At 60.3% G+C, this 21,633-nt stretch carries 22 protein-coding genes; 9 read left to right on the top strand and 13 right to left on the bottom strand.

Annotation, left to right across the window (positions count from 1 at the left end):
- The first annotated feature begins 85 nt into the window (after nt 1–85).
- The gene (locus B9A97_RS09625) at nt 86–508 is read left to right on the top strand and encodes a hypothetical protein (RefSeq protein ID WP_084365110.1); all 423 of its coding nucleotides are present in this window, start codon (nt 86–88) and stop codon (nt 506–508) included.
- Between the two features lie 168 nt (nt 509–676).
- Complete coding sequence (locus B9A97_RS09620) at nt 677–1,855, top strand: multidrug effflux MFS transporter (protein ID WP_084365271.1); 1,179 nt, start codon at nt 677–679, stop codon at nt 1,853–1,855.
- A gap of 55 nt (nt 1,856–1,910) precedes the next feature.
- Here B9A97_RS09620 and B9A97_RS09615 read toward each other — a convergent pair whose 3' ends face one another.
- Together B9A97_RS09615 and B9A97_RS09610 are read right to left on the bottom strand one after the other, a co-directional pair.
- Entirely contained in the window at nt 1,911–3,134 is a 1,224-nt protein-coding gene (locus tag B9A97_RS09615; protein WP_084365109.1) for an argininosuccinate synthase, read from the bottom strand.
- A 164-nt stretch (nt 3,135–3,298) separates the two neighbouring features.
- Nucleotides 3,299–3,550 (bottom strand): type II toxin-antitoxin system ParD family antitoxin, encoded by a 252-nt coding sequence (locus tag B9A97_RS09610; RefSeq protein WP_084365108.1) that lies wholly within the window; start codon nt 3,548–3,550, stop codon nt 3,299–3,301.
- Nucleotides 3,551–3,639: 89 nt separating this feature from the next.
- Here B9A97_RS09610 and B9A97_RS09605 point away from each other — a divergent pair, with 89 nt between their 5' ends.
- Both B9A97_RS09605 and B9A97_RS09600 read left to right on the top strand, forming a co-directional pair.
- Nucleotides 3,640–4,503 (top strand): SDR family NAD(P)-dependent oxidoreductase, encoded by an 864-nt coding sequence (locus tag B9A97_RS09605; protein WP_084365107.1) that lies wholly within the window; start codon nt 3,640–3,642, stop codon nt 4,501–4,503.
- Nucleotides 4,504–4,565: 62 nt separating this feature from the next.
- Nucleotides 4,566–5,207 (top strand): LysE family translocator, encoded by a 642-nt coding sequence (locus tag B9A97_RS09600; RefSeq protein ID WP_084365106.1) that lies wholly within the window; start codon nt 4,566–4,568, stop codon nt 5,205–5,207.
- 15 nt (nt 5,208–5,222) lie between these two features.
- Here the strand turns inward: B9A97_RS09600 and rlmN are convergent, their stop codons facing one another.
- From rlmN to B9A97_RS09565, 7 genes are all read right to left on the bottom strand, one after another.
- A complete protein-coding gene (gene rlmN, locus B9A97_RS09595; protein WP_179145262.1) occupies nt 5,223–6,395 on the bottom strand; it encodes a dual-specificity RNA methyltransferase RlmN in 1,173 nt (390 codons plus the stop codon).
- Nucleotides 6,396–6,767: 372 nt separating this feature from the next.
- On the bottom strand, nt 6,768–7,271 hold the full coding sequence (locus B9A97_RS09590) for an invasion associated locus B family protein (protein ID WP_084365105.1): 504 nt from the start codon (nt 7,269–7,271) through the stop codon (nt 6,768–6,770).
- Between the two features lie 307 nt (nt 7,272–7,578).
- Nucleotides 7,579–7,959: a YkvA family protein gene (locus B9A97_RS09585; RefSeq protein ID WP_084365104.1), complete on the bottom strand. Its 381-nt coding sequence runs from the start codon at nt 7,957–7,959 to the stop codon at nt 7,579–7,581.
- A 79-nt stretch (nt 7,960–8,038) separates the two neighbouring features.
- On the bottom strand, nt 8,039–8,341 hold the full coding sequence (locus tag B9A97_RS09580; protein WP_084365103.1) for a 4a-hydroxytetrahydrobiopterin dehydratase: 303 nt from the start codon (nt 8,339–8,341) through the stop codon (nt 8,039–8,041).
- 110 nt (nt 8,342–8,451) lie between these two features.
- Nucleotides 8,452–9,195, bottom strand: a complete 744-nt coding sequence (locus B9A97_RS09575; protein ID WP_084365102.1) for a Bax inhibitor-1/YccA family protein — start codon at nt 9,193–9,195, stop codon at nt 8,452–8,454.
- A gap of 212 nt (nt 9,196–9,407) precedes the next feature.
- A complete protein-coding gene (locus tag B9A97_RS09570; protein WP_084365101.1) occupies nt 9,408–11,951 on the bottom strand; it encodes an ABC transporter permease in 2,544 nt (847 codons plus the stop codon).
- Nucleotides 11,948–12,661, bottom strand: a complete 714-nt coding sequence (locus B9A97_RS09565) for an ABC transporter ATP-binding protein (RefSeq protein WP_084365100.1) — start codon at nt 12,659–12,661, stop codon at nt 11,948–11,950. Before B9A97_RS09565 ends, B9A97_RS09570 begins: the two co-directional genes overlap by 4 nt.
- A 79-nt stretch (nt 12,662–12,740) precedes the next feature.
- On the opposite strand from B9A97_RS09565, the gene B9A97_RS09560 reads away from it, so the two are divergent.
- Both B9A97_RS09560 and thpR read left to right on the top strand, forming a co-directional pair.
- Nucleotides 12,741–13,388 (top strand): arylesterase, encoded by a 648-nt coding sequence (locus B9A97_RS09560; protein WP_084365099.1) that lies wholly within the window; start codon nt 12,741–12,743, stop codon nt 13,386–13,388.
- A gap of 71 nt (nt 13,389–13,459) precedes the next feature.
- Complete coding sequence (gene thpR / locus B9A97_RS09555; RefSeq protein ID WP_084365098.1) at nt 13,460–14,053, top strand: RNA 2',3'-cyclic phosphodiesterase; 594 nt, start codon at nt 13,460–13,462, stop codon at nt 14,051–14,053.
- A gap of 18 nt (nt 14,054–14,071) precedes the next feature.
- Here thpR and B9A97_RS09550 read toward each other — a convergent pair whose 3' ends face one another.
- Complete coding sequence (locus B9A97_RS09550) at nt 14,072–14,470, bottom strand: RNA-binding S4 domain-containing protein (RefSeq protein WP_084365097.1); 399 nt, start codon at nt 14,468–14,470, stop codon at nt 14,072–14,074.
- Nucleotides 14,471–14,474: 4 nt separating this feature from the next.
- A complete protein-coding gene (locus B9A97_RS09545; RefSeq protein WP_084365096.1) occupies nt 14,475–17,597 on the bottom strand; it encodes a helicase-related protein in 3,123 nt (1,040 codons plus the stop codon).
- 732 nt (nt 17,598–18,329) lie between these two features.
- Between B9A97_RS09545 and B9A97_RS09540 the strand changes: the two genes are divergently transcribed.
- The 3 genes from B9A97_RS09540 to B9A97_RS09530 are packed head-to-tail and all read left to right on the top strand — an operon-like array spanning nt 18,330 to nt 19,792.
- Nucleotides 18,330–19,328, top strand: a complete 999-nt coding sequence (locus B9A97_RS09540; RefSeq protein WP_084365095.1) for an alpha/beta fold hydrolase — start codon at nt 18,330–18,332, stop codon at nt 19,326–19,328.
- Nucleotides 19,329–19,345: 17 nt separating this feature from the next.
- Nucleotides 19,346–19,501, top strand: coding sequence for a DUF3309 family protein (locus B9A97_RS09535; RefSeq protein WP_084365094.1), 156 nt, complete (start codon nt 19,346–19,348; stop codon nt 19,499–19,501).
- 27 nt (nt 19,502–19,528) lie between these two features.
- A complete protein-coding gene (locus tag B9A97_RS09530) occupies nt 19,529–19,792 on the top strand; it encodes a glycine zipper domain-containing protein (protein WP_084365093.1) in 264 nt (87 codons plus the stop codon).
- 63 nt (nt 19,793–19,855) lie between these two features.
- On the opposite strand, the gene B9A97_RS09525 is transcribed toward B9A97_RS09530, so the two are convergent.
- Both B9A97_RS09525 and hisC read right to left on the bottom strand, forming a co-directional pair.
- Nucleotides 19,856–20,497: a LysE family translocator gene (locus B9A97_RS09525; protein WP_084365269.1), complete on the bottom strand. Its 642-nt coding sequence runs from the start codon at nt 20,495–20,497 to the stop codon at nt 19,856–19,858.
- 79 nt (nt 20,498–20,576) lie between these two features.
- Nucleotides 20,577–21,632: a histidinol-phosphate transaminase gene (hisC, locus tag B9A97_RS09520; RefSeq protein ID WP_084365092.1), complete on the bottom strand. Its 1,056-nt coding sequence runs from the start codon at nt 21,630–21,632 to the stop codon at nt 20,577–20,579.
- Nucleotide 21,633 lies beyond the last annotated feature (1 nt).

Below are 21,633 nucleotides of genomic sequence, written 5' to 3'. Positions count from 1 at the left end.
ACTTTGACGTTTCGTTAACGATTGACGCTAATCTCCGGCCAAAGATAGGCTTTCTCAACTGCCGATCAATCGGAGGATATCCTTCATGGAAATATATTCTCTGCGTTCCATTGGGAATTTCTTATACAAAAACGAAAACAAGAGCCAGCGCGACCAGACGTCCTATTCCCAGACGTCTTCCCTTGTCGGAAATGATAGCGCGACCGAAAAGTTCGAGGAAGTGGTCACCGGATACGGTGCCATTACACCACGTCAATTGCGCGAACGCGCCTTGCACGGCTTCGAAAACGGGGCGATCGATCAGGATACCTATCGCCAGCTATCTGCCGAACTGCCGATGCAGGCGATTGATCAGCAGGGTCGGATAGTCGACCTCTCCGCCGTGACAGACGATACGCCCTTCAACTTCCGTGATTTTTATCAGGACCAGCTTGAGATCGCACTCAATGTGGGCGATCAGGACAATATCGGCGTATTGCGCGCCGCGGTGAATTTTCTCGATACGTAAGCGCCTGTTTTTCATAGCCAGTCGATAAGAATACTCACTGTTGATCAACACGATGGTTTCCATAACAGCCGTGTCGGTTTAGGATCAGCGCGTTGAACTTGGCCATGGCCAGGCTCCTTGCCCCTGTCCCTGCTGCCGAGTAATGCCACCGAAATGACCAATCCGCGCATGAGTGAACGTCGCACCGCATTGATCGGCGCGCTTCTGACCACCATCGGTCCCGTCTCCATGGCCGTCTACACGCCAGCAATGCCGGAACTGGTCCATGCATTCGCAACCACGGATTCCGCGATCAAGTTAAGCCTGTCGCTCTATTTCGCGGGCTTTGCCTGTGCGCAACTGCTGGCTGGGCCGATGTCCGATGCGTTCGGGCGTCGACCGGCGACCACGGGCTTTCTGTTGATCTATCTCCTGGGAAGCCTGGTTGCGGCCTTTGCGCCGACAATCGATTTTCTCCTTGCAGGGCGGCTGATCCAGGGCATCGGCGCCTCCGTCGGCATTACCATTTCACGCGCCATCGTCCGCGACCAGTTCCTCGGAGAACAGGCCGCGCGCATCCTGAACCTGATCGGGATATTCCTCGCCGTCGGCCCTGCCGCCGCCCCCTCCATTGGTGGCCTGGCGCTATCGCTATCCGGCTGGCAGGCGGTGTTTGCGCTGATGGTCGTCTTCGGCATCGTCGCGAGCGTGGTCACCATGCTGTTCATGCCGGAAACGGCCGTTCCGGACCGCCGGTTGATCCAGCCGCGCCAACTGTTCGGGGCCTATGGCCGGCTGCTTCGGGATCCGCGCGTCATGTTGCCAGCCATCATCATGGCCGGCACCATCGGCAGCCTCTATGCCCAGGCCGCCATGCTGCCCTTCATCATGATCGACAGGATCGGGCTAACGCCGACCCAGTTCGGGATCGGCATGCTGATGCAATCGGGCTCGTTCTTTCTCGGTTCCCTGTTGCTGCGGGTGCTCTCGAAACGCCTCGGGCCCCAGGGATCGGTGCATGCGGGCTTCGGCCTCATCGCGATTGGCGGCACGCTTGTTGCCCTATCGGTCGCACTTTTGGAGCCCAACTTCCTGTCGATCATGGGACCGATTGCCTTTTCCACCTTCGGCTTTGCCTTCATCTCGCCCCAGATCACCACGGCGGGACTGGCCCCCCATCCGGAGATTGCCGGCTCTGCGGCCGCGCTGATCGGCTTCATCCAGATGAGCGCGGGCTTCATGGGCGGCGTGGTGGCGGCAATGATGGGGGATCCCCTGGCCGCCTTTGGCACCATTATCCCGGCCATGCAACTCGTGGCGCTGATCGCCTATATCGCACTGACAGCCACCAATCCGATCCGCAAATAAAAACCCGCCGCACCAGAGATGCGACGGGCCACGAAAACGGATCTGCGAAACTGGCTTACTTGGACAGGTTGCGCTTGGCGAGCGTGCGAAGGCGCAGCGCGTTGAGCTTGATGAAGCCTGCGGCGTCCTTCTGGTCATAAGCGCCCTGGTCGTCCTCGAAGGTGACGAGCTTGTCGGAATAGAGCGACTTGGAGGACTCGCGGCCCGTGACCATGACATTGCCCTTGTAGAGCTTCAGCGTCACTTCGCCTTCGACATGCTCCTGGCTCTTGTCGATCAGCGCCTGCAGCATCTCGCGTTCCGGCGAGAACCAGAAGCCGTAATAGATCAGCTCGGCATAGCGCGGCATCAACTCGTCCTTGAGATGCGCAGCACCGCGGTCGAGCGTGATCGACTCGATCGCACGGTGGGCGGCGAGCAGGATCGTGCCGCCGGGGGTCTCATAGACGCCACGGGACTTCATGCCGACGAACCGGTTTTCAACGAGATCAAGACGGCCGATGCCATTGTCACGACCGTAATTGTTGAGTTCGGCGAGCAGCGTCGCAGGGCTCATCTCGACGCCGTTGATCGAGACGGCATCACCCCTACGGAAGCCGACCTTGATGACGGTCGCCTTGTCCGGAGCCGCTTCCGGGGAAATCGTGCGCATATGCACATATTCCGGCGCTTCCTGGCTCGGATCTTCCAGAACCTTGCCCTCGGACGAGGAGTGCAGCAGGTTGGCGTCGACCGAGAACGGCGCCTCGCCCTTCTTGTCCTTGGCCACCGGGATCTGGTGCTGTTCGGCGAAGTTCAGGAGATCCGTGCGGCTCTTGAAAGACCAGTCGCGCCAAGGGGCGATGATCTTGATGTCGGGGTTCAGCGCATAGGCTGAAAGCTCGAAGCGAACCTGGTCATTGCCCTTGCCGGTCGCGCCGTGGGCAATTGCGTCGGCGCCGGTTTTCTTGGCGATCTCGATCAGGTGCTTGGAAATCAGCGGCCGCGCAATCGAGGTGCCGAGCAGGTACACGCCTTCATAGACGGCATTGGCGCGGAACATCGGGAAGACGAAGTCGCGCACGAATTCTTCGCGCACATCTTCGATGAAGATCTCCTTGATCCCCAGCATCTCGGCCTTCTTGCGGGCAGGCTCAAGCTCTTCGCCCTGACCGAGATCGGCCGTGAAGGTGACGACTTCAGCGCCGAGTTCGGTCTGAAGCCACTTCAGGATGATCGAGGTGTCGAGCCCGCCGGAATAGGCGAGGACGACTTTCTTCACGTCTTTTCTGGATGCCATGATGAGAAGTCCGTTCGTGTGCGGGAGGCTCGGAACCCAAGCCCGTTGGTTTGCCGCACTTTTAGCGAGATTGACGCGCCGTGCAAGGGGATCGGGCGCCTCGCAAGGCCCCTTCGGGTTAGAGATGCGCGGCAATGTTCATGCGCAAGTCCGATACGCCAAGCTTATTGAGCTCTGACGTATCGTAGGTTCATTTCTTCCAAAAACTTATCAAAATCAAACTCCACCGGCTCGCCGGATTCCTCTCCCTCGATGATGGCAGCGCGGATGGCCTCTATCTCCGCTTCACGTTTCTGCAGCAATCGCAGGCCTGCTTCAACGACAGCGTCCGCCGTCTTGAAACGACCCTGGGTGACCTGCTCGCCAATGAACATATCGAGCTGCTCGTCGATAGTGACCGAGGTTACCTTGCCCATCCCGAACCACTCCGCTGTTTGACTTCGCTTTGCACCTTACCATATCAAAACCGGTGCGAACACCAAACGGCCCAAAGGAGATGCGCTATATGGTCAGTATTCATCCTGCTATTGCCAGATCGAATGTCGCCGTCGTCACGGGCGGAGCATCCGGTATCGGGCTTGCCGCCGCCAAGGTCTTTGCTGCCCGCGGCATGAGCGTCGTGATTGCCGATCTCGTCGGCGACAGGCTCGCAGAGGCTGAGAAGGAAGTGGCCGCGCTCGCCCCCAATGGAGCGACCGACGTGGTTGGCATTCCCACTGACGTAAGCCGCAAGGACGAACTGGAAGCCCTGGAAAGGGCCGTCATCCAGCGTTTCGGCCGCGTGCATGTTCTTATGAACAATGCCGGCATCCAGCCAGGCAGCGCGCTTTTTGGACCGGACGCCAATTGGGAAAACGTGCTCGCCGTCAACCTCATGGGCGTGATCCATGGTAGCCGCATCTTCGGCCCTGGCATGATCGCCCATGGCGAACCGGCATTGATCATCAACACCGGCTCCAAGCAGGGCATTACGACGCCGCCCGGCGACCCCGCCTACAACGTCTCCAAGTCGGGCGTTAAGACCTTCACCGAAGCCCTGCAGCATGAGTTGCGCAACACCAGGGATAGCAAGGTGACGGCCCATCTGCTGATCCCCGGCTTCGTCTATACCGGGCTGACCGCAAACGGACGGACCGAAAAGCCCGCAGCCGCCTGGACGCCCGAACAGACGGTGGAATTCATGTTGGAAAGCCTCGCGCGCGGCGATTTCTACATTCTCTGCCCGGATAATGACGTCGACCGCCGGACTGATGAGTTGCGCATGCAATGGGCCATCGGCGACATCGTTGAAAACCGTCCGCCCTTGTCGCGCTGGCATGACGATTACAAGGAAAAATTCGCGAGCTACCTGCAAGCCGGCAAGGAGTGATTGGCAAGGCGCGTGAAGGTCGGTAAGGAAGCGGTAACAAACTCCATTCCCGCGGATGCCCCATGGACTTCGTTCCCGATCTTGCCACGACTATGGCCTTCAGCGCCGCCATCTTTGCCCTCGCGATTACGCCGGGTCCCGACATGACTCTGTGGATCAGCCGTTCGCTGAGGGATGGCAGGTCGATCGGCCTCATGACGCTGGCCGGCACGAGCCTGGGCATCTGCGTTCACACCGTACTGGTGGCCTTCGGCATCTCGGCGCTGATCGTCGCATCGCCAACCGCTTTCACGCTGTTGAAGACAGGGGGCGCCGCCTATCTGCTCTGGCTGGCAATCCAGGCGGTCCGGCATGGTTCCGCCTTCGTCGTGCGCGCCGAGGGCGCTAGCGAAACCTCTGCAACAAAGGCGTTTCTGAACGGGCTGTGGGTCAATCTGCTCAACCCGAAGGTCATTTTGTTCTTCATGACCTTCCTGCCGCAATTCGTCAGCGCTTCAGACCCCCATGTGCAGGGCAAGCTGCTGTTCCTCGGGATCTGGTCGATCATCCTGTCGCTGCCGCTCGGCGTGGCGATCATCTTCGGCGCCGACTTCCTGTCGGGCTGGCTGCAGGCGAACCGACGGGTCCTGCGCGGTATCGACTACACCTTTGCCGGAGTCTTCTCGATCTTCGCCGCAAAGATACTGTTGACGCAGGCGCGGTAGGGCAGCCCTATCAGCTCAATCGTCTTCGCCGTGGCCGACAATCATCATCGCCTCAAAGGCGAGCCGCTCGGTCTTGCGCATGCGCTCGGAGTCGGACTTGAGCTGGCCGCAAGCCGCCAGGATATCCCGGCCTCGGGGCGTACGGATGGGCGAGGCATAGCCAGCCGCATTGATGAAATCCGCAAACTTCTCGATCTGCGACCAGTCGGAACACTGGTAGTTGGTGCCCGGCCACGGATTGAACGGGATCAGGTTGATCTTGGCCGGAATGCCCTTCAGCAATTGCACCAGCCGCTTGGCATCTTCAAGGCTGTCATTGACGTCCTTCAGCATCACATATTCAAAGGTGATGCGACGCGCATTCGAAAGACCCGGATAGGCACGGCAGGCTTCGATCAGCTCAGCCAGTGGATACTTCTTATTGATCGGAACCAGCATGTCGCGCAGGTCATCGCGAACGGCATGCAGCGAAATCGCGAGCATAACGCCGATCTCTTCACCGGTCCGGTAAATCTCCGGAACCACACCGGAGGTGGAAAGCGTGATGCGGCGCTTGGACAGCGAGAGGCCATCGCCATCTGAGGCGATCAGCAGCGCCTTCTTGACCTCTTCGAAATTGTAGAGCGGCTCTCCCATGCCCATCATCACGATGTTGGTGATCTTGCGATCACTCGAAGGGATCATGCCGCCCTGCGGCACGTCACGGTCGGGGAAGTCGCCGAGACGGTCGCGCGCCAGAAGAAGCTGAGACAGGATCTCCTCGGCCGTGAGGTTTCGCACCAGGCGCTGCGTGCCGGTATGGCAGAAGGAACAGGTCAGCGTGCAGCCGACCTGGCTGGAAATGCAGAGCGTCCCGCGTCCTTCTTCGGGAATATAGACGGTCTCGACCTCGACAGGCCGGCCGGCACCGCGCGCGGGAAAGCGCAACAGCCATTTGCGCGTACCGTCATTGGAGATCTGCTCCTCGACGATCTCAGGACGCGCGATGGTGAAATGCGCCTTCAGCATCTCCCGCATGTCCTTGGAGACGTTGGCCATGGCATCGAAATCGGATACGCCGCGCACATAAAGCCAGTTCCATAGCTGGCTGACCCGCATCTTGATCTGGCGCTCCGGCACGCCGCGTTCCTTGAGCGCCGCTGCAAGATCCTCGCGCGACAGGCCGATCAGAACGGGCTTCTCGGTCATCCCCGATTTCTGCGGCAGGACGGGCTTTGCCGTCTGCTTTTCTACCGTCGCATCCATGACTGCCATATCATCAAAACCCTTCGGCACGACCTTCGCGTTCCCACGGTGGAAGCCCTGGGAGAAGCAGCAGTCGCGGAAAAAGAAACACTGAGCTATTCACGGAACCTGGGCATTCTCGAGGAGCATCGGCTCGCTCTGATTATCCCGTCGCCCGGCATATCGCATCCAAGGCCGGCGCTTTAGCATCTCTTTGCCCCGGCGTCACCTGGAATATGGTGCATCACGGCAAGCGCTACAATGGCATGCGCCGCAAATGCAAAAGCCGGCAATGCGATGTGCCGGCCTTCAAATTTTCTGTCATGGCCCTGGGAGTTACTTGCAGCCTTCGATCTGCTTCAAGGCAGCCGAGATCCCGGAAAGGCTGTAGGTGTAGTTGGTTGCCGTGCCACGCGACGATGTCGCCTTGACCGACATTTCCTTGCCGTTCTTCATGGCCGCCACCAGGGCCGGTTCCTCGGCGGCATTTTCCACCCAGGCCGCCGTGTCCTTGACGAACATGACGAAATTCTTGGAATCGATTGTGACGTTGACCTTGGATGTTTCTTTCAGGGGATAGCCCATCATAGCCTGCGGTTCGTAGGCGATGTTCTGTCCCGGGCGCTGCGACACGATGAAGAAGATATCACCATGATTGACCGACGCCGGCTCCTTGGTCTTGGGCACCGACAGGACATAGCAGACCGTCCCGTTGCCCGCCTTGTAGGAATAGGCGCCCCAAGCACTGAACTGCTTGATGAGGCTAGGTGATTGGGCGAAGACGCCCGTCGCGCCGGCCAGCGTGAGAGAAAGTGCGATGGCGATAGTGCGTGCGAACATGATTTCCTGCCGTTTGTATTGCCGTCCTCCGCCCGAACCGGGTGAGCCGAGCTTTCCAAATCATAACCGCATTCAGTTTGACTTAATTTTGGTTACCAAACCGTCAACGAGACAGCAAATGAGCGCCTGGAACGCCTCATTTTGTGTCTGCCGCGACGAATTCGACCATTTTGGAAAGCAGGTGCCGGCGCCGAACATGTGTTCAAGTTGAAACACAAGGAATCGGGCGAGAGTTAGGCCCCCATGACAAAAGCGTCCGCACAACGGGCGAGTCACGCAGGCGTGAAGTCACGACCAAGACAGGAGCTCAATCCTTGAGATCGTTCTCCGCCAGCGCCCGATCCGCCGCTTCGTAATGGCGCTCGTGGATGTGCCTGTTGACCAGAGCAAAGGCTGCGGTCAAGACAGCGATATCATCGGTAAAACCGATCACGGCGAAGATATCCGGCAAGGCATCCATCGGCAGCACAAAATAGCCGAGCGCCGCCAGCAAGACGCCGCGGACCCTCAGAGGTGTCTGGGAATCCGTGGCGCAGTAGAAGGCCGCGACCACATCGCGTGAAAACGGAATGCGACGGATGGCCCGCTTCATCGTCGGCCAGAACTTTGCCTTGACCTGCTGCTCCTGGTCCCGTTGCGTGTCTTCGTCGCCGGGCAGCAGAATTTCACCGATCTTCACATCATCCATCGTGGCTTCCTCAAGTACCATTGAATCATATGGTCCCAGGTCCTGCCCATTTCAATCGCGGGACCACAATCCTGTCCTGTCAGCCGCGACGCGCGGCTGCCTTGTCCATCGCCGCCGCCAGCTTGAAGTCGAGTTCCGTCAACCCACCGGCATCATGGGTCGTCAGCAGGATATCGACCCGTCGATAGACGTTCGACCATTCCGGATGATGGTTCATCTTCTCGGCCACCAATGCACATTGGGTCATGAAGCCGAAAGCCTCAATGAAGTTCCCGAAGGATAAGCTGCGGGTGATAGCCTTGCCATCTTCAGTCAATTGCCAGTCCTGCACCTCGGCAAGTCTTTCGGCGATCGTCTGCTCAGTCAGTCTCGGCTGCTTCATCTGGGCTCCTCGCTGTGCCATCGGACCGATGGGCGTACATGTCTAGTGCATGAAAAAGGCCGCATCGAAGCGATGCGGCCCGAAAACTCTGGTCCTACCGACCTTGCCCGTTACTCGCGGTTGCCAAGGAAGCGCAGGAGGAACAGGAAGAGGTTGATGAAGTCGAGGTAGAGCTGCAGGGCGCCCATGATAGCCTTGCGGCCTGCGACGTCGCCGCTATCGGCTTCAAAGTAGGATTCCTTGATCTTCTGCGTATCCCACGCCGTCAAGCCGGCAAAGATCAGCACACCGATCACGGAGATCGCGAAATCAAGCGCCGACGATGCCAGGAACAGGTTTACCAGCGAGGCAATGATCAGGCCGAACAGGCCCATGATCAGGAATGAGCCCATGGCCGACAGGTTACGCTTCGTGGTGTAGCCGTAGAGCGACAGAGCGCCGAACGAAGCCGCCGTGACGAAGAAGGTCTGGACGATGCTCTGACCCGTATAGATCAGGAAGATCGACGACAGCGACAGGCCCATCAGAGCCGCATAGGCCCAGAACGTGGTCTGCGCGGCAGAGACGCTCATGGAGTTAATGCGGAAGCTCATGAAGAATACCAGCGCGATCGGCGCCAGCATCACGACCCATTTCAACGGGCTCACATAGATGGCCTGACCGAAGGCGGTCAGCTGGCCGTCAGCAAAGGCGAGCTGGAAGCTCAGGAAAGCGGCCACGCCGGTGATTGCAAGGCCGAGCGCCATCAGGTTGTAAACCTTCAGCATATAGGCGCGCAGACCTTCATCAATCATCGTCGCCGACTGAGCGCCAGCGGGCGTCATCCGGTTCTGGTAGTTACGAAGATCAGACATAATTTCCTCTTTACAAGCTCCGAGGTGTTGACGGTGCGAGGACGATCGATCGTCAGGCGCCGCTGCGGAGCTCCAGCATGCCTGAAGCGAATATGATGCTTTAATGCACGGGGAACAAGAGCAACCCGCGCAAAAAGCGGCGGGTTGTCCGTCAGAAGGCCGTTTGGCGTGCCTTCTTACAAAGATTTAATCCGGTGACAGCTGTCAACCTGTCAGAGTTCTCGCAGAACCGGCGCTGCCTTCTGGCCAAGCACCCGCCATGTACCGGCAAGTCCTATTCCAATCGTCAGGACAAGCGAAACCACGAGCGTGCCCAGCGCGATTTCCGGCAGGAAGACGGAGGGTATCTTCATGATCTGGGAGACCACAAACCAGGCGGCGGCAGAACCCGCCAACAGCGCAAACAGTGCCGTCGTCACGCCCAGCAAGAGATACTCGTATGTGAAGGCGCGGATCAGCGTTGCACGCGTTGCCCCGAGCGTCTTCAGGATCACGGCATCATGGGTGCGCGCCCTGTTGCCCGCGGCAAGCGCTCCGGAAAGCACCAGCACCGAGGCGATCAGCGCGATGGCGGCGGCCGCACGGATGGCGGTTGCCAACTGCCCCACGAGGTCGTTCACCACATCGAGCGCATCCTTGACGCGAACGCTGGTGATCGTCGGATAGGTGTTGGTCACCGTTTTGAGGATGTCGCCTTCGAGCTGTGGTGTCGCGGCGGGATCCGTCAGCGTGGCAAGCCAGGCATGCGGCGCGCCGGCAAATGTGTTGGGTGAAAACACCATGACGAAGTTGATCGACAGCGATTCCCATTCCACCTTGCGGAAATTGGAAATCTTGGCGGTGATGTTGCGGCCGAGCACGTTGACCGTCACCGTGTCACCGATTTTCAGGCCGAGTTCCCGTGCCTCCTCGTCAGAGAAGGAGACCAGCGGCTCGCCGCTATAGTCAGCAGGCCACCATTCGCCCGCGGTCACAGTGGAGTTCTCGGGCTTGTTCTTGGCATAGGTGATGCCACGATCGCCCCGAAGCACCCAACGGCCCTCCGGCGGCACGTCCATCTTGGTGACATCCGCGCCGTTGAAGGCAAGGATGCGGCCGCGCAACATCGGCACTTCAAAAATCTTGCCCTCAGGCGATTTCGACCGAAGCAGCGTGCGGAAACCTTCCACCTCCGCCGACTGGATGTCGACAAAGAAGAAATTCGGTGCCCTGTCGGGAATGCTACCCGTCAGCTCGCGCCGGAGATTGCCGTCGATCAGCGACAACGTCACCAGCAGGGCAAGCCCAAGGCCGAGCGACAGGATGACGGATGGTGTGAGCGCACCCGGCCGATGGATATTGCCCACGGCCAGCCGCAAGGCGGCAGACGGCGGACGCGGACTGCGCCGCGCCAAGGCCGCCACGACGACGGCGACCACCCGGAGAATGGCAAAGGCCGCAGCCATCGCGACGATAAAGATCATCGCCAGACGCCGGTCGAAGGCGGTCCAGATCGCGACACCGGCCAGAAGCGAAAGCGCCAGTCCGGCCGCCAGCACGTAAGGCCAGGAAGGCAGGCGCCGCGCCTCGAAACCCTGCTCGCGAAACAGCGCGGTTGCCGGAACTTCCCTTGCGTGGCCAAGTGGCATGACGGCGAAGGCAAGGGTCGTCAGCGCGCCGAAGAATGCCGCCAGCGCTAGGGCACCGGGATGCAATGTCGGCGCAGCCGAAATCGGTAGCACCTGCGCCAGGTATTGCGCGGCAATCATCGGCGAAACGGCACCGATGACGAGGCCAGCCAATATGCCGACGGAGGCGATCAGCGAGATCTGGATCAGATAGACCATCACCACGATCGACGCCGGCGCTCCCAGGCATTTCAGCGTCGCGATGACAGTGCGCTTCGAATCCAGGAAGGCGCGCACGGCATTGGCAACGCCGACACCGCCAACGATCAGCGCGGTCAAACCCACCAGGGTCAGGAATTGCGAGAAGCGATTGACGTTTTCGGTGAGAGACGGTGCGGCCTGACGGCTGGTGCGGATAGACCAGCCAGCATTCGGCAGCTTTTCCCGCGCAGTCGTTGCCAAGGTGGCAGCCGAGTCCGGATCAGCAAGCCGAAGCTTGTAGACATGCTCCACAAGGCTGCCCGTCTGGACAAGGCCAGAAGCCTGCAGGGCGTCCCGGCTTGTCAGCAACCGCGGGGCAAAGCCGATACCATCAGAAATCGCATCTGGCTCTTTGACGAGTCGGGCGGTAATCTTGAGCCTCGCATTGCCGAGCAGGATCTCGTCGCCGACCGATAGACCCAGCCGATCCAGAAGCAGCGGTGCCGCGATGGCGCCGAACACGTCTCCCTCACGCGCAAACAGCTGCGAGAGCGGCGCCTGCGGTTCCGTGTCGACGGTGCCATAGAGCGGATAACGGTCGTCAGCACCCTTCACCTCGACCAGGGACTGGTCGGAGCCATCTGGCAGTCGTGCCATGGACCGAAGCTCGGTGGAACGAGACAGCGTGCCGGCACCTTCCAGGAACTGCCGCTCCTCTTCGGTCACCTCGCGATTATTAAGCTCGAACCGGATGTCGCCTGCCAGCAGTGACTGGCCCTGCGTCGCAATCGCTTCCACGATGGAGGACGACACGGAATTGACGGCAGCAATGGCGCCGGTGCCAAGCGCGATGCAGGCCAGGAAGATGTAGAAGCCCTGCAAACCGCCGCGCAATTCGCGAAGGGCAATGGTCAGGGCGGTGGAGAAGCGGGTGGCAAAAGAGCTCATGCGGGCACGACATCCGCCACGGAGGCCGCCGAAACAGTGTTGGCTTCCAGCATGCCGGATCGCACTTTCACCTGCCGCGTGCATCGCGCTGCAAGCGACGGATCATGGGTCACGAGCACCAGCGTCGTTCCGCGCTCTGCCTGCTTGGAGAACAGGAGATCGGCGATCTGCCGGCCGGTATCGCTGTCCAGGTTGCCGGTTGGCTCGTCCGCGATCAGAACAGAGGGAGAGGGCGCAAGCGCCCGGGCGATTGCTACGCGCTGCTGCTCGCCGCCAGAAAGCTGGCCGGGATAGTGGTTTAGCCGCTCGCCCAAGCCCACCGCTTCGAGTTCTCGGCGGGCCGTCTCGAACGGGTTCTTCGCATTGGCAAGCTCAAGCGGAACGGCCACGTTTTCCAGAGCCGTCATGTTGGCGATGAGATGGAAGGACTGGAAGACGATGCCGATGTTCCGGCCGCGGAAATCCGCGAGCTTGTCTTCCGAAAGCGTATGCAGCGGTGCGCCGTTGATCCAGATCTCGCCGCTATCGAGGCGTTCCAGACCGGCCAGCACCATCAAGAGGGTCGACTTGCCCGAGCCGGAGGGTCCGACGATACCGACCGCCTCACCCTTGCCGATCTCAAGGTCTATTCCCTTGAGCACATGGACGGTCGCGGCTTGGTTCCCGAGGGTCAAATCCGCTTTCTTCAATTCGATGATGGTGTTTCTCAAGCCCGATCGCCCTATATCTATGGTTCACGGGGAGAGACGCCCCGGTCGTTTAGCTGCGGCACAATTTAGGGAAGGTCCCATGCGATTTAAACCGGTACTCATGCGATTTGCTGTCGGCCTCGCCGCTTTCCTCGCGATCACCATCCCTGCATCCGCCCAGGAAAAGACCGTGAACCTGGTTGGATTCGGCGACAGTCTCATGGCCGGCTACCAGTTGGCCGAGAATGAGGGCCTTCCAGCACAGCTCCAGTCAAAATTGCGTGAGGCGGGCGTGAACGTGAAAATCGACAATGCCGGCGTCTCCGGCGACACGACCCAGGGCGGCCTTGCCCGCATCGACTGGTCCGTTCCGGATGGCACCGATGGCGTCATCCTGGAACTGGGCGCCAATGACGCCCTGCGCGGCATACAGCCGGAGCAGACGGAGAAAAACCTGGATGACATCATCACCAGGCTGAAGGCGCGCGGCATTTCCGTGCTGCTGGTCGGCATGCTCGCGCCGCCGAATATGGGTGGCGATTATGCCGAGCGCTTCAACCCGCTCTACAAGCGCCTGGCGGAAAAGCATGGCCTGCTGCTCTACCCCTTTGTGCTGGATGGGGTGGTGACCCAGGCGGGGCTGCAGCTCGAAGATGGCATGCATCCCAATGCCAAGGGCGTCGGCGTCATGGCGGAGCGCATGCTGCCTCTCGCCAGAGAGTTCGTGGAGTCGATCCAGCGCAAATGAAATAACAGCTTGCGCGGATGTGCATTGCATGATTCGCTGCTAGCATCTGCAAAAGATTCGGGGAGCTCGCGATGCCGAGACTGTTTACCGCCCTCGAAATTCCGCGCAATGCGGCCTTGAGCCTGTCCTTATTGCGCGGAGGCCTCCCCGGGGCCCGATGGATCGATGTGGAGAACTACCACATCACCCTGCGCTTCATCGGCGATGTCGATGGCCGCACCGCAGATGAAATCGTTGACCGGCTTGACCGGATCGACCGACCGGAATTCCAGATCAGCCTCAACGGCGTCGGCTCCTTCGGATCGAAAAAGCCCCATTCCATCTGGGCCGGCGTGACGCCATCACCCGAGATGTTCGCCCTGCAGGGGGAAATCGAGCGGATCTGCCAACGTATCGGCCTGCCGTCCGACCCGCGCAAGTTCACGCCGCATGTGACCCTTGCCCGGCTGAAATCCTCCCGCGTCGATGAGGTGGTCCATTATCTCTCAGGCCGGAGCGATTTCCACACCACGCCCTTCACCGTCAGCCGCTTCGTGCTTCTGTCGTCGCGGGAGTCGGTGGGTGGCGGACCATATCTGACGGAAGAAGTCTTTTCCCTGCACGAGCGTCCCGGCTCAGGCGGCATGACAGCCTATGACAGCGGATTGGAAAAGAGCCTGATCTGAGGCTGAACGTCCAGCCTTTCACTCGTCGCTCATCAAGCGATCGATCGCGCGGCGTTCTTTCTTGGTCGGCCGACCGGCACCCGGCTCTCGCGTCGCCTGATCGAAGCGCGAGAGTTTGTCTTCCGGCGTCTCGGGCGGTGTCAGATCCTCGTAGAGAAGCTTGGCCTCTTCATACGGCCCACGGCGCGTCCCGGCTTGCCGCACCACGATGATCAGATCTCGGCGTTCCTGGGAAATGATCAGCCGGTCGCCGGATTTAAGAAGATGGCTTGGTTGGGTGACCTTGGTATCGTTGACAAGAATACGGCCTTGGCTGACCTGTTCCTGGGCAATCGAGCGTGACTTGAAGAAGCGGGCGAAAAACAGCCATTTGTCGATGCGCTGGCGCGAACCGTTCTCTGGCTGTTTTTCGACCATCGCGTTACTTCTTCATCTGCTCCTTGAGAGCGGCCAGCTTGGCAAAGGGCGAATCCGGATCGATTGCCTTTTCCTTGCGCGGCGGACGCGCCTCAAACTGCATGGGCTGCGACTTGCCACCCCGGTCATTGCGATCGTTGCGGCCGGGACGATTATCCTTGCGGTCGCCGCGATCCTGGCGTTCGCCACGATGCTCCGACCCGCCCTTGTCAGGGCGACGTGCGCCCTGCCCTTGCTCCTCGTCACGGCGCGGCTTGCCGGGCTGACCGGCATGCGCGGGCCTTCCAGCACCGCCATCACGGCGGCGGTCGTCGCGACGCGGTTCACCGCTTGCAGCTTCGCCGCCACGATTGCGGGCCTGGCCCTGACCACGATTGTTGCGATCGCCCTGCGGACGACCATGACGCTGGTTTTCGCTGCGTCCGCCACCCGGACGCCACAGAAGCACCGGCTTTGCCTCGACCGGCGCGGCATCCGCAGCAGCGGCTTCGGCAGCCACAGGGGCAGCTTCGGGCGCTTCCACGGAAACGGAGGCATCAGCAGCGTTTTCGGTTACAGCATCGGACGATGTCTCTTCACCCGATGCATCCGCATCGTCGTGATCAGCCTTTTCAGCCGGCTCGGCAGCCACACCTTCGGCCGGTGCGGTCGTCGGGGCGCTCGCGGCCTGCCCAGCCAGGAAAGCCTGCGCCTCCTCGGCCGTGACGCTGTCGGCGCGATAGCCGAGACCCTTGAGGATTTCTTCCATGTCGTCGGGCGTTGCGCCGAGAATGGAGAGCATGGCCGTCGTTGTGACAAAACGCCGACCGTCATAAGCGCCATCAGGACGAGCGCTCTGCCCGGGCTTCCACTGCAGCAGCGGACGGATGAGATCGGCCAGACGCTCGAGGATATCGATGCGCACGGCGCGCTTTCCGAGGAAACGGAAACCAGCCAGCTTGTAGAAGGTGCGCTCATAGGTCGGGTCAGTGACCACGGAGGTGCGCCCGGCAGCCAGGATCGGGATCAGGTCGCAATAGCCTGATTTGTCCAGGCCGTCATTTTTCAGCGCCCAGAGCATGGTGATCAGCTCAGCCGGCGCCGGCTTCAGCAGGGCCGGCAGGAAGATGTGATAGGCGCCGAAGCGGATGCCATAGCGGCGGATCGAGGCGCGGGCCTCCTGGTCCAGCGACTTCACGTCATCGGCAACATCGCGACGGAACAGCACGCCCAGATTCTCGACGAGCTGGAAGGCCAGGCCCTTGGCAAGGCCCTGCAGGTCTTCGGCGCGCGACAGATCGTCCAGCGGCTTCAGCACGGTGGAGATGTGATGATTGACATAGCGCTCGATGCGGGCCGCGACATGATCGCGGGCATTTCCGGTCAGCTGCTCGTCAGCCAGCAGGATCACCCGGGGATGCAGCACGTGGTCGCTGCCGGTCAGCCGTGCGACGGGATCGCCGAGCCAACGCACCAGACCGTCAGACGACAACGCAAGGTCGTTGTTGCCGGAGGCGTGAAGACGCGCGGCGCGGGCCTCGAACTCCAGACCAAGCGCCTTCTGGGCCGCAGCCTGGATCGCCTTGGCGTCGGGCCCCTCTGTGCCCGAGATAGGCGTAAACCGGAAACCGGCCAGTTGCCCCATCTGATGTCCTTCCACGAAGACATCGCCATTCACACTGATTTCAGCTTCCAGCATCGCATTCTCTCTCAAGCGCTTCATGAGCACAGATGTCCTGCGATCAACAAAGCGTTTCGTCAACCTTTCATGTAACGCATCGGACAATCGATCTTCGATTTCCCGCGTCTTTTCTTGCCAGTGTGTCGGATCGGCAAGCCAGCCGGGGCGATTCGACACATAAGTCCATGTTCTTATCTGAGCGATTCGCGCCGAGAGTGTGTCGATCTCGCCATCGGTCCGATCCGCCCGACGCACCTGCTCGGCCATGAAATCCTCATTCACGGTGCCATAACGCACGAGATCGGAATAAAGGCTCGAGATCAGGTCGGCATGCTGGGCCGGCGCAATGCGGCGATAGTCGGGAAGCGCGCAGGCTTCCCAGAGCTTTTCGACACGCTGCGGCGTCGTGGTGATGTCGATGATTTCAGGATAGCGCGCCAGATAATCCAGGGATTGCTGATCGATAGCCGGCAAGGCACGGGCCAGCCCCTGGACTTTCGGAGCGGCATCGAGGCTTCGCCGCAGCGCATCGATCGAGGAAAAATCGAATCGCGCCGTGCGCCACTGCAGGACTTTCACCGGGTCGAACTCGTGCGACTGCAGCCGTTCGACAAGCTCCTCGTCCATCGGATCGACCCGACCCGTGACGCCGAAGGTGCCGTCCTTGAGGTGCCGCCCGGCCCGGCCAGCGATCTGCCCCAGTTCACCTGGATTGAGATTGCGGAACTGATAGCCGTCGAACTTCCGGTCCTGGGCAAAGGCCACGTGATCGACGTCGAGATTGAGCCCCATGCCGATTGCATCGGTCGCGACAAGATATTCAACGTCTCCAGATTGGTAGAGACCGACCTGCGCATTGCGCGTGCGCGGGCTCAGCGCCCCGAGAACCACGGCTGCCCCACCGCGCTGGCGGCGAATAAGCTCGGCAATGGCATAGACCTCGTCGGCGGAAAAGGCGACGATCGCCGTGCGCTGCGGCAGGCGGGTGATCTTCTTCTGCCCAGCATAGAACAGCTGCGAGAGGCGTGGCCGCTCAATGACCGTAATACCCGGCAGGATGTGCTGCAGGATCGGCTTCATGGTGGCCGACCCGAGAAGCAGCGTCTCCTCGCGTCCCCGAAGATGCATTAGCCGGTCGGTGAAGATATGCCCGCGCTCCAGATCGCCCGCCAACTGGATTTCGTCGATCGCAACAAAGGCAGCCTTGGTTTCCCGCGGCATGGCCTCGACCGTGCAGACGGAAAAGCGCGCATTGGGTGGAGAGATCTTTTCCTCGCCGGTCACCAGCGCCACATGCGCGGCACCCACCCGCTCGACAACCCGCGTATAAACTTCGCGCGCCAGCAGGCGAAGCGGCAGTCCGATAATGCCGGAGCCGTGTGACACCATGCGATCGATCGCATAGTGGGTCTTGCCGGTGTTGGTCGGCCCCAGCACAGCGATGACGCCGCGGCCGCTCAAGATCATGGGTTGCGAATTCAAATTCCCGCTCCAGACAGCACAAGGACGTTTCCGCGATGCGGACCTGTGCCGGTCGCCCATCCGGTGCGCAACTGCGCCGGATGGGCGACCGGTACCCAACGGCCTAGCGAACACATGGCGATGATCTGCCCCAAAGGCAAGCATAAGCCGGCGAAGGTCCCGATTTTGTTGGTCGATGGGGTTATTTCAACTCAAAACTGCCGCCCTCGGCCAGCACCCGTTATGAGTCAGAACACCAAGCGAACGAATCAGAGACGAATCACTGACTCGCTCTGATTCCGCATTTGTTCGCCGCTATATATAGATTGATACGTTAATCTCGCCCACGAGATGCTGAATCGCCAACTCGACGGTTTTGCAACGCGTTGAGCCCGGGCTCTGCCCCAAACACGAACGCCAGAGAGAAATCCCGCACGCGATTAACAATATGTAAATATTAATGAAATTTAATATTATCCGTTTGATAGCGTTAAACGCTGCGCCTGAAATTCCTGTGGTCAAAGCCAGAACGAATCACGGACGAATCGCTGACTCCGAGGCTTTCCCGATCTGTTCCCTACTATATCTAGTAGCACATCGGGCAAGCAACCGAGCGACAGATTAATGCCTGTCGTGAGCATGCAGCACCTCAATGCGTCCTGAATTTTGTCACTGCTCCCACGCGTCAAAGGAACTTGTCCTCGCGGACCGCGTTGATCGGGCCGAGGTACAATCAACATGCTGACCCGTCCCCCGGCCGAATGGCTCTCTCGCAAATCAGGTCAGAACTTCGTCGCCATCCACGGCCTGGCCATGGCACCGGTTTTCTGGCGCCTTTATGCGCCTTCAGAAGTGTTTCAGCACAATACGGTCGCCTATCCCCTCCCCGGTCATCATCCCTGGCCTCTGACCCCGGAAGCACTGCCGCTGACGACCGAAGCGATCGTCGATGCCTATGCGACCGCCATCGAACAGGATTTTTCCGGACGCCCGGTGACGCTCGTCGGGCATTCCACCGGCGGATTCATCTCTCTGTTGCTCGCCGCCCATCGTCCGGATCTCGTGCGTGCCGTCGTTCTGATGGGCGCCTTTGCCTGTGGACGTTTCGAAGGCCGCGAGCGGGTAGCCGCACGCCTCTTGCGCATGCCGCGCATCGGCCCGCAATTGTTCGTCTATCTCTTCCGGCGTTGGATATCGACCTCGGAACAATTCCGCTGGGGTTCGATCGATTGCGTCTACGACAAGACCTGCCCCTGGGAAAATCCCGAGGCCATCGCGATGATGGAAGACGTCCGCAACCATCTGCAGCGTGCGCGGCCGCAGGACATCGGCGCCCTGGTGAACTGGATCCAGCAGAATTCGCATATCGACCGACTGCGCCATATCCAGGCGCCAGTCCTCAATATGGTCGGCGCACGCGACGCCATTGTCCCGCCATCGCATCAGTTGCGCCTGTCCCGTCTCATTCCGAATGTACAGACGGTGCTGTTCGGCAAGGCAGGCCATCTCGTCATGGTCGAGCAGCAGGCGGAAGTCGACCGCCTCTTCTCCCGCTTCATCCGCAACCCGCTTTTTGGCCATGCGCCCGGCTGCAAAGGCGACCATGGCACATACGGGAAAGGAGCCAAAGATGGCGGGCGAAACGGCCGGAGCGGGGGCTCTGAAAACCGCATTGTCAAGAAGATGGAACAAAATCGCCCACTTGGCGTTTCTAGTCCGACAATAAAGCCTGGTTAAGCCAAGGAGAGGTCCACATGCTCGGCACAGTACTGCTTATCATCGTCATATTGCTTCTGATCGGCGCCTTGCCGACCTGGGGTCATAGCCGCGCATGGGGTTACGGTCCTTCCGGCGGTCTCGGCCTCGTCGTCCTGATCCTCATCATCCTGCTTCTGATGGGCCGTATCTAAAACCTCAACTTCCAAGGATTAATCGTCATGAAAAAGGTTCTGATCTCGCTTCTCCTGATCGCTTCGGCCGGTTCCCTGGCCTCCTGCACCGCCACAGAACGCGGCGCCTCGATCGGCGCAGCTTCGGGTGCGGTCATCGGTGGCGTGGCCACCAATTCGGTCGGCGGTGCTGCTGTTGGCGCGGTCGTCGGCGGTGCGGCAGGGGCATTGATCGGCCAGTCGCAGGAACGTTCAGGCTACTGCCTCTACCGTGACCGCTACGGCCGCACCTACGAAGCGCGTTGCCGCTAAGCCGTATGAAATGGCCTGAAAACAGCGTCCGGTCGAACGACCGGGCGCTTTTTTATTGTTAGGTTAGAGACGGGCCGTCATCAGCTTGAAAGCGGCAGCGCCGAACAGAAGCGCCATTATGCCATCGATCCAACGCCGTGCCGCCTTGTAGCCTTTCAAGGCGGCCGGCGTTGAAAACAGGATCGCATAGGTCATGAAGGTGGTGAAGCCCGTCAGCAGGCAGCCCCCGACGAGAATGGCCACGGCCTCAAGCGAGGCGCCAGTCGGCAGGCCGAGCGAGATGAAGGAGACCCATCCGAAGATGGCCTTGGGGTTCGTCAGGTGGATGCCATAGCCACGCAGAAATGTCTGCCAGGCTGTCTGCGGGGCTGCCGGACCGAAACCGATGCTGGTTTCGTCCTTGCGCATGGCCGAACGCAGCGCCTTGTAGCCGAGATACATGAGATAGAGCGCGCCGACGATCTTCAGGATTTCGAGCAAGGAGGCATAGGTGTTCAACAGAGCCGCAAGCCCCAGCGCTGCAGACATGGCCCATGTAAAGGAACCGGCGAAGACACCTGCGGCAATCGTCATGCCGGCGCGGCGCCCCTGACTGATCGAGGTGCCGATGATCGCCAGATTGGCAGGTCCTGGGCTCAGCACCGCAACCAGATACACCATGTAGGCCGCCATGATCTGCGGCAGATTGTTTAATACGTCCTGCATGGAGGTCTCGGCTGATTGGCGGTAAGTCAGCGCCATCCTAAGCCCGGCCATCCGGAAGTAAAGAGGCCACACAGAGCGCTCAGAGGATCTGATCCAGTGCCTCCAGAAGCCTCCGACTTTCTTCCGATGTGCCGATGGTGATCCGCAGGAACTGTGAAATCCTGGGCTTGGCGAAGTGCCGCACGATGACGGCATGATCGCGCAAACCTTTGGCCAGATCGGCTCCATCCCTGTCGCGATGACGGGCAAACACGAAGTTGGCGCTGGAGGGCAGCACCTCGAAACCACGACTGACAAGTTCGGATGTCAGCATCGTCCGATTGTCCATCACCTCGCGACGGCAGGACTGGAACCACGCCTCATCCTCGATCGCAGCCACCCCGGCCGCCTGCGCCAGCATGTCGAGCGGATATGAATTGAAACTGTCCTTCATCCGCTCCAGCGCCTCGATCAGCGGGCGCTGGCCGATGGCAAAGCCGATCCGCATGCCAGCCAGCGAGCGGGATTTCGAGAAGGTCTGCACGACAAGCAGATTGTCATGGCGCGGCACGAGCGATACGGCGCTATCGGCGCCGAAATCCACATAGGCCTCATCGATCACGACAACCTGTTCCGGATGATCAAGCAGCAGCTGTTCGATCTGGGCAAGCGGCATGGCAATGCCGGTCGGCGCATTGGGATTGGCAATGATAATGCCACCGCAGGCTATGCGATAATCTTTAGGACGGACGGTGAAATCATCCGCCAGCGGGATTTGCACCGTCTCGATCTCAAATAGCTGACTATATGTTGGATAGAAGCTGTAGGTTATGTCGGGATAAAGCAGCGGCCGGTCATGCCGAAGCAAAGCTGCGAACACAAAGGCCAGCACCTCATCCGAGCCATTTCCGACGAAGACTTCGTAAGCACCAACAGAACAATAGCGGGCAATCGTTTCCCGCAGCGCCAGCGCCGAAGGGTCGGGATAGCGCCTGAGATCATCGGTCGCAGCAGCGCGAATGGCTTGCAGGACTTTGGGCGAAGGACCGCGAGGATTCTCGTTGGTGTTGAGCTTCACCAGGTTCGCCATGCGCGGCTGCTCGCCCGCCACATAGGGTTTCAGGCCGGCGACCATCGGAGACCAGAACTTGCTCATC

This window comes from Rhizobium sp. RU36D (assembly GCF_900176345.1).
Lineage (GTDB): Bacteria > Pseudomonadota > Alphaproteobacteria > Rhizobiales > Rhizobiaceae > Allorhizobium.
This window is presented reverse-complemented; position numbering and strand designations above follow the sequence as displayed.

What these genes read in the sequence shown, in the direction of transcription:
- thpR (WP_084365098.1), top strand. Translation starts at nt 13,460, where the DNA reads ATGCCGAGACTGTTTACCGCCCTCGAAATTCCGCGCAATGCGGCCTTG.
- B9A97_RS09580 (WP_084365103.1), bottom strand. Translation starts at nt 8,341, where the DNA reads ATGAAGCAGCCGAGACTGACTGAGCAGACGATCGCCGAAAGACTTGCC.
- B9A97_RS09575 (WP_084365102.1), bottom strand. Translation starts at nt 9,195, where the DNA reads ATGTCTGATCTTCGTAACTACCAGAACCGGATGACGCCCGCTGGCGCT.
- B9A97_RS09530 (WP_084365093.1), top strand. Translation starts at nt 19,529, where the DNA reads ATGAAAAAGGTTCTGATCTCGCTTCTCCTGATCGCTTCGGCCGGTTCC.
- B9A97_RS09605 (WP_084365107.1), top strand. Translation starts at nt 3,640, where the DNA reads ATGGTCAGTATTCATCCTGCTATTGCCAGATCGAATGTCGCCGTCGTC.
- B9A97_RS09570 (WP_084365101.1), bottom strand. Translation starts at nt 11,951, where the DNA reads ATGAGCTCTTTTGCCACCCGCTTCTCCACCGCCCTGACCATTGCCCTT.
- B9A97_RS09525 (WP_084365269.1), bottom strand. Translation starts at nt 20,497, where the DNA reads ATGCAGGACGTATTAAACAATCTGCCGCAGATCATGGCGGCCTACATG.
- B9A97_RS09560 (WP_084365099.1), top strand. Translation starts at nt 12,741, where the DNA reads ATGCGATTTAAACCGGTACTCATGCGATTTGCTGTCGGCCTCGCCGCT.
- B9A97_RS09610 (WP_084365108.1), bottom strand. Translation starts at nt 3,550, where the DNA reads ATGGGCAAGGTAACCTCGGTCACTATCGACGAGCAGCTCGATATGTTC.
- B9A97_RS09550 (WP_084365097.1), bottom strand. Translation starts at nt 14,470, where the DNA reads ATGGTCGAAAAACAGCCAGAGAACGGTTCGCGCCAGCGCATCGACAAA.
- B9A97_RS09535 (WP_084365094.1), top strand. Translation starts at nt 19,346, where the DNA reads ATGCTCGGCACAGTACTGCTTATCATCGTCATATTGCTTCTGATCGGC.
- B9A97_RS09620 (WP_084365271.1), top strand. Translation starts at nt 677, where the DNA reads ATGAGTGAACGTCGCACCGCATTGATCGGCGCGCTTCTGACCACCATC.
- hisC (WP_084365092.1), bottom strand. Translation starts at nt 21,632, where the DNA reads ATGAGCAAGTTCTGGTCTCCGATGGTCGCCGGCCTGAAACCCTATGTG.
- rlmN (WP_179145262.1), bottom strand. Translation starts at nt 6,395, where the DNA reads ATGACCGAGAAGCCCGTTCTGATCGGCCTGTCGCGCGAGGATCTTGCA.
- B9A97_RS09545 (WP_084365096.1), bottom strand. Translation starts at nt 17,597, where the DNA reads ATGATCTTGAGCGGCCGCGGCGTCATCGCTGTGCTGGGGCCGACCAAC.
- B9A97_RS09585 (WP_084365104.1), bottom strand. Translation starts at nt 7,959, where the DNA reads ATGGATGATGTGAAGATCGGTGAAATTCTGCTGCCCGGCGACGAAGAC.
- B9A97_RS09540 (WP_084365095.1), top strand. Translation starts at nt 18,330, where the DNA reads ATGCTGACCCGTCCCCCGGCCGAATGGCTCTCTCGCAAATCAGGTCAG.
- B9A97_RS09600 (WP_084365106.1), top strand. Translation starts at nt 4,566, where the DNA reads ATGGACTTCGTTCCCGATCTTGCCACGACTATGGCCTTCAGCGCCGCC.
- B9A97_RS09625 (WP_084365110.1), top strand. Translation starts at nt 86, where the DNA reads ATGGAAATATATTCTCTGCGTTCCATTGGGAATTTCTTATACAAAAAC.
- B9A97_RS09590 (WP_084365105.1), bottom strand. Translation starts at nt 7,271, where the DNA reads ATGTTCGCACGCACTATCGCCATCGCACTTTCTCTCACGCTGGCCGGC.
- B9A97_RS09615 (WP_084365109.1), bottom strand. Translation starts at nt 3,134, where the DNA reads ATGGCATCCAGAAAAGACGTGAAGAAAGTCGTCCTCGCCTATTCCGGC.